8 protein-coding genes are annotated in these 12,995 nt (G+C 64.8%); 1 reads left to right on the forward strand and 7 read right to left on the reverse strand.

Features of this window, described 5'->3' with window-relative positions:
- The 7 genes from QZ772_RS17435 to QZ772_RS17465 all read right to left on the reverse strand — a co-directional run.
- Positions 1 to 628, reverse strand: a 628-nt coding sequence (locus QZ772_RS17435; RefSeq protein WP_295528888.1) for a GDP-mannose 4,6-dehydratase, incomplete at its 3' end; no start/stop codon positions are given.
- 107 nt (positions 629 to 735) lie between these two features.
- Positions 736 to 3,897, reverse strand: coding sequence for a glycosyltransferase (locus tag QZ772_RS17440; RefSeq protein ID WP_295528890.1), 3,162 nt, complete (start codon positions 3,895 to 3,897; stop codon positions 736 to 738).
- A complete protein-coding gene (locus QZ772_RS17445) occupies positions 3,897 to 5,141 on the reverse strand; it encodes an FkbM family methyltransferase (RefSeq protein WP_295528892.1) in 1,245 nt (414 codons plus the stop codon). Before QZ772_RS17445 ends, QZ772_RS17440 begins: the two co-directional genes overlap by 1 nt.
- A 125-nt stretch (positions 5,142 to 5,266) precedes the next feature.
- Positions 5,267 to 6,658 (reverse strand): hypothetical protein, encoded by a 1,392-nt coding sequence (locus tag QZ772_RS17450; protein ID WP_295528894.1) that lies wholly within the window; start codon positions 6,656 to 6,658, stop codon positions 5,267 to 5,269.
- On the reverse strand, positions 6,651 to 9,164 hold the full coding sequence (locus QZ772_RS17455; RefSeq protein WP_295528896.1) for a glycosyltransferase family 4 protein: 2,514 nt from the start codon (positions 9,162 to 9,164) through the stop codon (positions 6,651 to 6,653). Before QZ772_RS17455 ends, QZ772_RS17450 begins: the two co-directional genes overlap by 8 nt.
- A 63-nt stretch (positions 9,165 to 9,227) precedes the next feature.
- On the reverse strand, positions 9,228 to 9,950 hold the full coding sequence (locus QZ772_RS17460; RefSeq protein ID WP_295528898.1) for an ABC transporter ATP-binding protein: 723 nt from the start codon (positions 9,948 to 9,950) through the stop codon (positions 9,228 to 9,230).
- A 7-nt stretch (positions 9,951 to 9,957) separates the two neighbouring features.
- Positions 9,958 to 10,764 (reverse strand): ABC transporter permease, encoded by an 807-nt coding sequence (locus QZ772_RS17465; RefSeq protein ID WP_295528900.1) that lies wholly within the window; start codon positions 10,762 to 10,764, stop codon positions 9,958 to 9,960.
- 144 nt (positions 10,765 to 10,908) lie between these two features.
- On the opposite strand from QZ772_RS17465, the gene QZ772_RS17470 reads away from it, so the two are divergent.
- Complete coding sequence (locus tag QZ772_RS17470) at positions 10,909 to 12,927, forward strand: acyltransferase family protein (RefSeq protein ID WP_295528902.1); 2,019 nt, start codon at positions 10,909 to 10,911, stop codon at positions 12,925 to 12,927.
- The last annotated feature ends 68 nt before the right edge of the window (positions 12,928 to 12,995 follow it).

Here is a 12,995-nt window from a genome sequence, read left to right on the forward strand (position 1 = left end):
CGTCCAGCTTGCCCAGCACGATCTTGGCGACCGAATCGGTGATCTTGCGGGTGACGAACTCACGGCCGCGCAGCGGGCTCTCGTGATTGAACAGGATGCCGCTGGAGCCGAAGATGTCGTAGCTCTCACGGTAGTTCACTGTCATCCAGTGTGCGTAGAGCTTGGCGACACCATAGGGGCTGCGCGGGTAGAAGGGCGTGGACTCGATCTGCGGCACGGCCTGGACCTTGCCGAACATCTCGGAAGTGGAGGCTTGGTAGAACCGGATGTTCTTGTTGGTGAGCCGAATTGCCTCCAGCAGGTTGAGCGCCCCGAGGCCGGTGATCTGCGCGGTGGCGCCGGGCTGGTCGAAGCTCACGCCGACGAAGCTCTGGGCGGCGAGGTTGTAGATCTCATCCGGCTCGACCGAGCGCACCAGCGACAGCGAGCTGCCCAGGTCGGTCAGGTCGTATTCGACCAGATGCAGGTTCGGATTCTTCTCGATGCCGAGTTCTTCGATCCGCCAGAAGTTGACGGAACTGGTGCGGCGGTAGGTGCCGTAGACGACGTAGCCTTTGGCCAAGAGAAGTTCTGCCAGGTAGGCGCCATCCTGCCCGGTGATGCCGGTAATAACTGCACGCTTGTTCATCGAATGACCTTATCAAAATTGTGGTGGAACGCCATGAGCGCCGACGCGTCCGACTCAGTTCGCTGAATGACCTCAGCCATGGCGCGACCGCAACGCGAAGGAGGAACTCATGCGCAAAGCCCGTCGGAGATCAGTGCCGGGATGAGGGCGTCGTCGTCGTCAAGAACGGTCGCACGCCGCTTCTTCCCTTCCCACGCAGGGTGACGCGCCACCCATTCATCGAACTGCTGGGCTCCGCCCTTCGCGGCATACAGCACGCCATCGAAGATGTTTAGCGCCTCTACAACGACGGCGCTGTCGTCCGAGACGCCGGGCGCAGGCACGGGAGCCGACCGGAGCGGTGCTTCGTCCACGAACAGCAGATTCAGCCGTACGTTCTGATGCTTGAGTGCGTACAACTGCTTCATGCGTAAACGAAGAGCGTCGGCATGCATGTCGACGCCCACGTAGATGTCGCCCTGTCGGAAGTCGATGGGCTCATCCGGCAGACAGTGGGGCGCATTCAGCAATTCGAGCGCGAATCTGCGGGCGTAGAAAAACTGCGTGTCTTCGTCCGAGAGCCGGACCGGCTCCACGCGATAGCCTGCGCGCAGAGAACACAAGGCACGCGAAAGCATCGCGCGCGCACGATGCGCTCGATTGGACGGTGCAACGTTGTCAGCGCTGGCGGCGAGATCGACAAATATCCTGCGGGCAGGCCGAGGCAGTGGGAGCGAACGGACTGTCGCAGCAGCCAGCGTACGAAGCTCTGCCTCGGAGGCGGAGAGCCCTTCGCGAGCGAAGTGCTGCAGGAGGCCTGGCCGGCGGTACCTATCGGTAGCCACGAACGCCTGCAGTGCGTCGGCGTACATCCGGGCGCAGGCTTGAGGAGAGTGCTCTTTTTCGATCAGCGCCCGCGCTTTCGTGCGCAGCGAGGCGATGGTCGCTGGATCGCTCCTCAGCCTTTCCAATGCATCGATGAGCTGCTCATCCGAGAACTGGTCTGGAATCTTTAGAACGGTATCGTCTGGCAGATATTGCATCGAGCCGTTGGCGTTCACGATCGTAGGAAGGCCTCGACTGAGTGCGTCCAGCACGGTCCCGGATGTTTCACCTCTAGAGAGGGTGCGCAACTGCACGGCAGCGTCGGCGGCGTCCAGATATTGTTGAAAGAGATCGTCGTCCGCCCAGCCGGTGATGCGGATCGAGGATGGGTTGGGCGAGCTGGCAATGCCTGCGAGCAGGGTCTTGCCGAAGTCGCCCTCGTCGTTTTTGCCGACATAAACGAGCGCGCAATCGCTGCGGCGAGCCAAGGAGGACGCGCTCCATGCATGAAGCAAACGGTCGTTCAGCTTGGTGGGACCGATGATTCCGAACGTGCAGACGACGAAATCGTCTGGACCGAAGCCAAGCCTCTGCCTTGCGGCCTGCCGGCGTTCGACCGAAAGCGTCGGCAACGCACGCATGTGCGGAATCAGCGCCCACTCGTCGGCGGTGTCCGTCTCGTACCACTCACGGGCGAGCGCCTGCGAGTAGGGAGAGTGGACGATCACGCCGCGCGCCGCGCGAAGAACGTCGAAATTGCATGGGAAGGCGTAGATGGTTCTCGACGCGTCCGTCTCGGTGAAGCGGTGTCGCAGGGCCGGATAGCCGTGGGACTCGTAGAGAGCGCGAGACCAGTTGGCAGGTTGGAGACCGGCAAATTCACGATGGGCCTGAATGCCGCTGAGAAAGAAGTCGTGAAGAACCACAGTCCCTGGCACATCTTCGAGCAATTCGAACATGTGCTGATGGAATTCGGAGTTGCCGAAGTGATACAGCACATGGTCGAACTGGCAGGCGTTGGCGCGCAACCATTCGACGTCCTTGCGCGGAAGCTCGAGGCCAGCCCCGTGACCGGTTGGCACCGTGGACGTGATGAGGGTGATGTCGAACAGTCTGGACAGTTCAGGCAGCAACTCTGCGCTGTAACTGGCAATGCCTGTGCGTTCCGGGGGCAGAGGCGAAACGTAGGCCAGTGCCGGCTTTGCATGCTGGATGGCTGGGGTTGGCACGGCTAAAGGCCGGTTCGAACGGTCCATCAGGAGTTCGAAGGCTTCGATGGCGCGCCGCGCCGACTCGTCCCAGGAGAACTTGCGGCTTTGCGCCAGCCCCTCCTGCGCAATTCGTCGGCGCATCGATTCGTCTGCAAGAACCTGTGCCATCTTGCGGCCGATGGCGCCGTCGTCCCGCGGATCGAACAGGACCTCTTCCCTGCCGACGACTTCCGGAAGGCTCGAACAGTTCGAGGCGATTACCGGGGCACCACACATCATGGCCTCGAGGGCAGGCAGGCCGAATCCTTCGTGCCAGGACGGAAAGACAAAAAGATCGCACAAGTTGTAGAGGTCGACCAGATCGTTTTCCGGCACGAAACCGGTGATCACCACGGAAGTGGGCGGGATGCCCTCTGCACGAGCCAGTTGCAACAGACGATCACGATCGTTGTCTCGCGCGCTGCAAACGATGGCCACCTGATGGCTCTGGCGTAGCGCTTCCGGCAGGTGCGCGAACGCCCTGATCAGCCCCTCCAGATTCTTGCGGTGGTCGATGCCGCCCGTGTACATGATGAACTTGCGGTCAAGGCCGTACTTCGACCGTAGCTCACGTTCGCTGGCTTCGGATGGCCGAGAGGGCTGGAAATGGTTGCCCGCCGCTGTCGAGACATTGACGCACCTCGTCGGGTCCAAATGCAGGTGGTCCAGGCCTTCCTGCCTCGACGATTCGGAGATTGCCAGCCACAGATCGGCCTTACGAAGCGCCTCGATCTTGGCCATGTACCAACGCCTGATGGTCGGATCGTTGAGATACGGATCCGGATTGATCAGCGGAATCAGGTCGTACAGCGTGACCGATGTTCTCAGGGGCGCGAAGGCTCCGATGCTGGTGATGGTCGGATCGCCCAGACCCTCGAAGAGGCTGGAGATATGAACGACGTCCGGTTGAAGGCCGTGGAGGAAGGTTTCGTAGAGCTTTGCGGCGGCCAACGTCGATGCAGGGCTGGCCGAGGCGAACCCACGGTCGGTGCCCGGCTGCCAGATCTTGATGTCCTGGCGCTCTACCACGCCCTTGAATGCATGGACGATTTCCTCGACCGATTCGGTGAATCCGCCATTGAGCGCGATCTGAATGTGATGACGGTCTCTGCCGCGCAACGCGATGTGCTGGGCCAGTGCCAGGGAATATCTGCCGATACCGCGAGTTCTGCTGCCTGGCGCCTGGGCGCCTTGAAGGTCGATGACGATTCGCATCAGTGGGAACGTGATTGATTGGCGATGGCGGTTAGTCGCTTGAAGACGAGCTTGGCATCGGGCGACAGCGCCGCCGCTGATGAGGCGGGCGCAACTTCAGTGTGGCCCGGCGGCGCGGCAAGCATCGTGCTGAGGCGCCGCTTGAGCGGCGGCGCGACGTTGAGCACCGCACTGACACCGGCCTGGAGCTTGGGATGGTGGTGCAGCGTTACGGCCAGCACCCGCAACGTGGTCCGGACGCGATGTTTCAACGCGGCCGAAAGCCGGCCCTCCATCGCAGCGTAGGCGAAGCGGCGAAGCACCGAGCTCGTTGCACGTTGCTCCCTGGCTTCGGCCTGCATGGCCCGATCGGTCATGAGTGCTGCCTTTTGCTCGGCGAGCGCGGCTCGGGCTTGCAGCTCCGCGGCGGCGGCTTTCAACGTCGCCAGTTCGGCGGCGGCGGCTTCCCTGCTTTGCTGCGATTCGCGCAATGCTTCCCTGGTACCCAGCAGCTCGGCATCAAGGCGCTCGAGCGTCGCCGCAGCTGCAAGAGGGGGTCGATGCAGCCACGAGGTGCCATGGCCGCTGAATCGCGTCTCGTCGAAAACGTTGGGCGGCGAGGCGAAGGCCTTGGAGAGTGCCGCCCGCTCCTGGGCCACATAGAAGCGGTTGAGTCCGTCGAAATAGCAGAAGCGGTATCCCGCTTCGACGAGCAAGGCATCCGCCTCCTCATAGTGAAGCTCTTGCGAAAGCGGGACGGTGGCCTCGATCACGATGATCCAGGGCCTGAGGATCTGGCTGTCCCAGCCGCGAAGCACGCGAGCCTCTTCGCCCTCGACGTCGATCTTCATCCAATGGACATCGCGATCCTTGAGGTCCGCAAAAGCCACATGGATGGGCAAAGCCGGCGTCGGCACGACCAGGGCGCTCAACCCATGCGTCTTGTTCAGCGCTGCGGCATTGGCACTGTCGCTGGTGCTCAGGCCGGTGTTTGGGAACACATGAAGGTCCAGGACGCCCGAAAAATCGGAAAGGGCGATCTGCAGCACCTTCTCGTCGGGGCGATCCTCGCGCAGCAGAGCAGCGTATGCAGGAACGGGCTCGACATGGGTTCCTCGCCATCCCTGCTCGTAGAAACCCTTGCTGACTGAATCGACGACCGGATGCTGGGCGCCGATGTCGATGTAGACACCCCTGTCGATGTGCTTCAGCGCGCGCCACAGCACCACATCCTCCAGGTTCTGTGCGTAGGAAGTGAAGGTCATCGCAGGAATCTCTCGTTATCAGTTCGTGCAGGCCGCACCGGAGCCGGTCGGGCAGCCGGCGGCCGCGCAGTGTACAAGTCGCCACTCCCCCTTCCCTGACGCGCTGGGCCGTGCCGACGCGCGGGTCAGCTCCCCCATGCGCAGGCGCCACTCGGCGGCATGTCGGGATGCCAGCAAGGATCCTGTTCCAAGAAGGGATGCCAGCGTTCCATGAAGCGCGCCCAGCCGCCTGCCGAGTCGTTCGGCAAGCCTGCGACCTCCAGATGGCTGTCCACCGTCAGCGGCACGGGCGCTGCGCAGACCGAGCGCATCCCAAGCATGCGCAACTTCAGGCAAAGATCAGCCACCGCCAGAGCCGGCCCAAAGCGCTCGTCGAAACCATTGGTCTCCTCAAGCAGCGAACGCCGGGTGGCAAAGGCCTGCCAGCTCAGCATGCTCCATTCTCTCGATGTCCCGCCCGGGGGTGTCTCAGAGGCGTCCTGCTGGGCGGGCTCGCGACCAGCCAGCCTCAAGAGTCCGAGGCTGTCGCCGGCCATGCCCGCAAAGACGATCGCCCCCTCGCGGTCCATCAGTACCGGGCTGCATCCGCCGACGTCCTCCTGCAGCGCATGGGCGAGCAATGGATTGAGCCAAGACGCCTGTTCTGGCAGGTCGATGCGTGCGTCGAGGAAAACCATGAGCTCGTGCCTGCTTGCCCGCCACATCGCGTTACGCGCGCGCGTCCGACAGTTGGCGCGCGCGAGGGCCGTGACATCAATGCCTGCCGCCGATGAGGAGAAATTGGCGCTCCCATCGTGCTCAACGATCAGCTGAATCGGCGCTGGATAGTCATAGCGTTGCAGTCGCTGGACAACGGTAAGGACCGTGTCGGCCGCGGTGCCATGGGAATCATCTTGGACGAGGCAGATCGTCAGCGGCGGCGCGGCCTCGGGCGTGAGCCTTCGTAGCAACTCCAGCGTCGAGGGAAGGTGTCCGTCCACGATCTCATACAGCGGACGGTCGGGTCCCAACCATTGCGCCACCGCCTGCGCGTGAAGAAGGCGGTCATGGCGCGGCGGCGTCGTGCGCTCCGCCAGGAGCTCAGGAATTCGGGTGATCGCGATTCCGGCTGCTGCTGCGCGCAGGAGCAGGACGTACGCCTGGAAAGCGCCGCCCCCGCCGTGAACTCCGCCAAATCGGGCAAGGATGTCGCCTCGCACGCACAGAGGCAGGCCCACGTAGTTGGCCGACACCAGCCAGGTCAGGTCGAAATCGGGCTTCAGGAGAGGCCAGTCGCCCCGCGAATCCCGTACAAGTTCGTCCACGTAGAAGATGCCCACGTCCGGTCTGGCAGCAGCGTGCGCAAGCAGATGCGCGGCCAGGATGGGTTTGGTTTGCACGCCGCTGGAAGTCAGCACCGCCCACTCGGCGTGCGGCATTGCGGCTGCACCGTCAGCGGCCTCGTCTTCACGGCCGGCTCTGAGGTCTCCGTCCAGGAGGATGTGCCGCAACCAAGAGGAATCGGACAAGTCAGTCACGGGGTTTCCGATGCATGTGCTTAGAAAGGCTCTGCTGCATGCACTTTGCGACCCGGTCCGCCGACAGGGTGTCGAGAATGCGCGCACGCGCTGCCTGGCCAAGCCTTCCGTCACCCGCTTCGACAAGCGCGGCGGCCTCGACCAGTCGCTCGCACAGATGCTGCTCGTCGATGTTCGCCCAGGTGTCGCCCTTCAGATAAGGTCCGTGGTCTTCTTCGAGAGTGACCAGTGTGTAGCGGACCGGCATGCCCGTGGAGGCATCCAGGAAGTCCCGGGTTCCGCTGTAGTCCGTTGCGACGACGAGTTTGCCTGCGACCATCGCTTCGGCCACCGTCAGGCCGAATCCCTCCGCGCAGTGGGGGGAGGCATAGATGTCCGCCATGCTCATCAGGCTGCGCATGGCCTGCCTGTCCAACGACCGGTCGATCAGGAGGCAGCCTTCACATGCGTCTGCCAGCGCCTGTAGCCGGCTGCCGGCGTCACGGCTGTCGAACAGGTGTTTTGTTTTCAGCACCAGCCGCCAGCCCTGGGTGGCCAAGCCGCTGCTTTCGAAAGCACGGATCAGCGCGAAAGGGTTCTTGCGAACCAGGAAGCTGGCGCCGTCGAAGACATAGAGGATGACACGTTCATCGAGAGCGATGCCGAGCTCCTGCTTGGTGCGACGAATCTCCTGGGGATTTGGGCGGATCGCAGGATCGCCAACCACGTGCGGAACCACATCGATGGGCAGATCGGTATGTTGTGCGAATACTTTCTTGCAGAACTCAGTGGGCGCCCAAAGCGCGTCGACCTGATCGAACGCGGGCAGCCAGCTCGCAGGCACGCGCTCGGTTTCCCAGACCCACAGCCCGACACGCAGCCCTGCTGCGTCGATGCCTCGACGCTGATCCGCGGTGGGCACGCTGGCCAGCGAGTCGGGGTTGAGGTGGATCACGGCGACATCCGCAGGACCGGCGAAGTCGCGCATGGGTACGGCCGGCGCGATGCGCCGGTGCACATGGAAGGGCCGGGCCACGGGCTCCAGATGCAGGTCGAAATGGGTGCGGCGCAGGGCTGACAGATAGGACCGGCTGGCTACGCCCAGGCCATTGTTGTAGTTCCAGGGGCCTAGAAAAAGTAGCCGCGGACTTGGCTCAGCAGGCGCGAGCGGCGGCGCCTCTGGGGGGGCTGCGGTAGCTGGCAGCTCGTCCTCGCGAGGAAGGGCCTCGAGTCTCTGCTTCCAGCCGCTCAGGGAAAGTTGGGCATCGTCCAGTTGGACAGCTGATTCCCAACCAGGACGAGCCGCGTGAAACGACCTGACGAAGTCCGCCTCCTGCCAGTCAAGGTACCGCCGCTCTGCAGGCAAGTCGGTCACGCGCTGCACGAAGGCATGAAACGCCGGGGAGCACAGTGCCTCTTCCGTGAAGGTGATCCAGCCGGTCCATGGAAGGATCGACCCATCCCTGCCTCCACGGGCCAGCGTGATGACGGGTGCCGCCGGCCGGCGCATGGCATCGAGCGCACGATCCAGGAGGTCTGGATGACCGCCGAGTTCGAGCATGCGGGCGTCGAGCCAATGCATGTGCCGCGCCCGCCCCAGCCCAGGCAGTCTGCGCATGAGATGCGCCCAGGCCTTGAATGGGGTGCTGGCCTCAGGTTGGAGATGGAGGCCATCGGCGGCCGCCATCAGGCGTTCGGTCGTCGGTCCGCCCCCGAGCGCGGGCGTTGCACCGACGACCAGGACCCGCACGCCGCGCCGGGACAGGTGCTCCAGGAATGCCTCTGCCTGGCCTCTCTCAACGCGCGTCGGAGTCGTCAGTGCGAGGAGTGCGATCTCTTCCGAGGCTGGGTTGACGCGGAACGGCTTCACGCAGTGCAGTGGCAGGTCTGCCAGGGGGCGGCCGGGCGTGCGATGCTGCTCGCGTCGGTTGGGGCTGGCGCCCCGGGGGGCGCCTATCGTCAGATAGTGGACCAGAGGCGGCATCCCCGAACGCTGCGCGTCCGGGTTGTGTTGCAGGTACCAGTCACTATCGAAGCGGGACGATGTGTCGACGGCCAGATCGGCGCCGTGCTCAAGGTAGTGACGCAGCGGGTAGCCATCCGAGGAGCGCATGCCCGCCAGCTTCCCGATGACCATCATGTACCAACGCAGGTCGAAATAGGGATTGGGGTTTCGACCCTCCTGGCTGCCGGCGCGGATGAAGTGCACCAAGGGCTGGGCTCCCGCCTCGGCCACGTCCAGGTTCTGCTGCAGATACCAGGCGCTGTCGAACAGAGGATTGGGCTGCAAGCCTTCGAATCCGCCCCGCTCGAGATAGTGCATAAGCGCGCCACCCGGGTGGTGTCGTGCCGCTGGCCGCTGGCCGAGGTAGTACGGCTCGTCGAACAATCCGCTGGTTACGACGAGGCGAGCCTCTCGCTGCCAACGCACCTCGTGCTGCAGCCGCCGGCGCATAGCGACGAGATCGAGGTGGAAAGCCGCCGCCGCCAGATGGCGAAGCAGGTGGGCCAGGCGCTTCGGGTCCATCCATGGCGTCCCTTTGCTGCGAAGGCCAGACATCGGGGCGGCGGTCCTACCGAGGGAAGCTGGTCAGGCCGCCGCGCGCAGATCCTCGCGCCGGACGATGGTGCCGTGCTCGAGGTGGATGATCATGTTGCATTCGCGCTGGATCAGCTCGGGAGAATGGGTGGCCAGAACAAGAATGCCCGACTGGGAGACCATGGACCGCATGCGTTGCTCTGCCTTTTCGGTGAACTCGGCGTCCCCGACGGAAAGCCATTCGTCCATCAGCAGGATGTCCGCGGTCATGCTGGTGCAGATGGCAAAAGCCAGCCGCATCACCATGCCGGTCGAATACGTGCGCACCGGCATGTTCACGTACTCGCCCAGACCGCTGAACTCGCAGATTTCCGGCGTCATGGCTTCGATCTGGCGCCGCTTCAGGCCCATGGACAGGCCGCGTAGCATGATGTTCTCCACACCGCTGGCGTCGCGCTCGATGCCCATCGACGGGTCGATCAGGCTGGCGACGCTGCCGACCCGGCTGAATTCACCCGACGTCGGTTCGTACACGCCGGCCAGCAGGCGAAGCAGCGTGGACTTCCCGGCGCCGTTGTGGCCCATGATGCCGAGCCGGTCGCCCGCTCTGAGTTCCAGGTTGATTTCCGACAGGGCCTGTACCACGGTGACGCCGGTTTCCTTTCCGACGCGACCGCCGGTGACCGAGGCGGCCAGCGTCTTCTTGAAGGAGGTGGCGCTGGCGCCGTAGATGGGGAAGCCCAGGCTGACGTTCTTGAGCGAAAGGGATGTCATGGGCGACTCAGAGCCAGAAGACGATGCGGCGGCGGTAGCGCTTGAACAGATAACAAGCCACCGTGATGTTCAGCACTGTCCAGAAGAGCATGCCGAGCCAGTTGTGCCAATGCGCCACGCCGCCCATAAGCGGCGTGCGCAGCAACTCCAGCATCTGCGCCAGCGGGTTCCACAGCATGTACCTGGCGCGGTCTGGCAGGTTCTCGGGCAGCCAGAACACGGGTGTGAGGAACATCAGCATCTGCATGACGCTGGCGATGATCTGAGCCACGTCCCGGAATCGCGTACACAGGATGCCCAGGCCGATGCCGATGCAGTGGGCGTTGACGATGAGCAGCAGGAACGCTGGGACGACCAACAGGGCCTGCCAGGACAGCGAGATGCCTGTCCAGAGCGCGACGGGTACAAAGATGATGATGTGATGCGCAAACTGGATGACGCTGCGTGCCTGGGTGCGCCAGACGAACATGCTCACCGGGTAGTAGCCTTGTTTAAGGTAGTTCTGCGCATTGATGAAGGCATCGCCAGAGTCGATCACCGTCACCGAGAAGAAGGTCCAGAAGATGATGCCCAGCGCCAGGTGCGGGAAGAACTTGGACAGCTCGGTGCCGAACAGCGAGGCATACAACGGGCCCATGCCGCCGATCATGGCGCCCATGCTCAGGGTCAGCCACAGTGGGCCCAGCGTCGAGCGGCGGTAGCGCAGCACGATGTCGAACCAGGCCAGGGTCCACCAGATGTCGATGCGGCGGGTGCCTTCCCACCAGTCCTTCCACGCGCTTCTGTGCAGGTTGGAGTGGACGGTGGTGGTCATGCGATGGGGAGCTGAAGAGAAGCGCGGGATTCTATCCGGGGGCTTTTTCCCGGCATGGCGCGCCGCCAGGGCCATCGGGCAGCGCATGGATAATCCGCCGTCCTGTTCAGCACAGCGTGGCCCTGCGCCACCCGGCCGCACCGCATGCCGCCCAGCCCCGCTCCCGCGCCTTCACTCTCCCATCCGGCCTACCGACCCGACATCGACGGACTGCGCGCGATCGCGGTGCTGTCGGTCATCGTCTTCCATGCCTCGCCGCGTTGGCTGCCGGGCGGCTTCGTGGGCGTGGACATCTTCTTCGTCATCTCGGGCTTCCTGATCTCGACCATCATGTTCGGCAGCCTGGGCGGGGCCGGCTTCAGCTATGCCGAGTTCTATGCCCGCCGCATCCGCCGCATCTTCCCGGGGCTGGTGCTGGTGCTCGCAGCAACGCTGGCCTTCGGCTGGTGGGTGCTGCTGGCCGACGAGTTCCGGCAGCTGGGCAAGCATGTGCTGGCCAGTGCGGGCTTCGTCGCGAACCTGGTGCTGTGGGGCGAGGCGGGCTATTTCGACACCGTGGTCGAGACCAAGCCCCTGCTGCACCTGTGGTCGCTGGCAGTGGAGGAGCAGTTCTACATCTTCTGGCCGCTGCTGCTGACGCTGGCCTGGAAGCGCCAGCACCTGCTGCGGTGGATGGGCGTGGCGGTGGGGCTGTCCTTCCTGCTCAATGTGGGACTGGTGCTGCGCCATCCCGATGCGGCCTTCTACATGCCGCTCACGCGCGTGTGGGAGCTGGGCGCGGGCGCGATGCTGGCGTGGGTGGCTTGGCGTCGCGGTGCCGGAGCGCCGGCCCTGCCGGGTCAGCACTGGATGGGCGCGGCCGGACTGGCCTGCATCGTGGCAGCACTGGCGCTCATCGATCGGCACAAGGCCTTCCCGGGGTTCTGGGCGCTGTTGCCGGTGGTCGGCGCCTGTCTGTGCATCGCGGCCGGCCCCAGGGCCTGGGTCAACCGACAGCTGCTGGGTTCGCGTCCCTTCGTGTGGTTCGGTCTGATCAGCTATCCGCTGTACCTGTGGCACTGGCCATTGCTGGCCTATGCACGCGTGCTGCAGGAAGGGTTCATCGATCCGCCGCGCGCGGTGCGCTGGGGCGCGCTGGCCGTGGCGGTGCTGCTGGCCTGGCTGACCTTCCGCTTCGTGGAGCGGCCGCTGCGCCGCGGCGGCCGCGGGGTGGTCGCGGGCCTGGCCGGCGCGATGGTGGCGCTGGCGCTCTTCGGTGCAGCCGCGCAGATGCGGTGGCTGATGCCCCGCAACGACGACCCCAGCATCCAGGCCATCATGAATGCCAGCGCCGACTGGGTGTATCCGGAAGCGCTCAAGCCATTCACCTTCGAGGGCCAGCGCTTCGAGCGCGTCGACGGCGGCCCGCGCGAGGTGCTGCTGATCGGCGACAGCCACGTCGAGCAGTTCCGCGCCCGTGCCCTGGCACTGGCCGAGCAGAAGCCCGATGAGGTGTCGACGCTGCTCTTCGCCACCCGCGGCGCCTGCCCGCCGATCCCCAACCTCATCGAGGACCGCGACCCCATCTGCGGCGATCGCCTGTCCGCTGCGCTGGACCTGGCGCGCACCCCGGCGGTCAAGGCCGTGGTCATCGGTGGCTGCTGGAGCTGCTACTTCGATGTGAGCCAGGCGCCGGCGGCCGCGAGTGCGCCGCCGCCGCCCGACCATTACTACTACCGCGATGCCCAGGGGCAGCGTCACATGCTGCGCGGCGGCGATGGCGTGCCGCAATCCATGGCCGCGCTCGGCCGGCTGCTGGCCGAACTGCATGCCATGGGCAAGATCACCTACCTGCTGCTGAACATCCCGGTCGGTCCGGATTTCGAGCCGCGCAGCCGCCTCACCGGCAACCGGATGCAGGTGATGACCGCGTCGCCGGTCACGCCGCTGGCGCCGCTGCCGCCTTCGCAGGCGGCGCTGCACGCACAGCTGCGGCAACTGGCCCTGGACAACGGCGCGGTGCCGCTGGACCCGATGGCGGGCCTGTGCCGGCCCGATGGTCAATGCGTGCGGACCGATGCGCAGGGCGACCCGGTCTACAAGGACGCGACCCACCTGCGCGCGGCCTATGCGCGCGAAGCGGCCCGCTTCCTTGATCCAGCGCTGCTCGCGCCGCCGCGCTGATCGGCCCGGCCCCATGCCCGTCTTCTGGAGACTGAATTGACGAACCGATGGTGGCGGCTGGCCCGCCT

The organism is uncultured Pseudacidovorax sp., assembly GCF_913773995.1.
Lineage (GTDB): Bacteria > Pseudomonadota > Gammaproteobacteria > Burkholderiales > Burkholderiaceae_C > Xenophilus.

Excerpts from the sequence above, each read along its gene's own strand:
- QZ772_RS17440 (WP_295528890.1), bottom strand. The coding sequence starts at position 3,897 with ATGCGAATCGTCATCGACCTTCAAGGCGCCCAGGCGCCAGGCAGCAGA.
- QZ772_RS17445 (WP_295528892.1), bottom strand. The coding sequence starts at position 5,141 with ATGACCTTCACTTCCTACGCACAGAACCTGGAGGATGTGGTGCTGTGG.
- QZ772_RS17455 (WP_295528896.1), bottom strand. The coding sequence starts at position 9,164 with ATGGACCCGAAGCGCCTGGCCCACCTGCTTCGCCATCTGGCGGCGGCG.
- QZ772_RS17460 (WP_295528898.1), bottom strand. The coding sequence starts at position 9,950 with ATGACATCCCTTTCGCTCAAGAACGTCAGCCTGGGCTTCCCCATCTAC.
- QZ772_RS17465 (WP_295528900.1), bottom strand. The coding sequence starts at position 10,764 with ATGACCACCACCGTCCACTCCAACCTGCACAGAAGCGCGTGGAAGGAC.
- QZ772_RS17470 (WP_295528902.1), top strand. The coding sequence starts at position 10,909 with ATGCCGCCCAGCCCCGCTCCCGCGCCTTCACTCTCCCATCCGGCCTAC.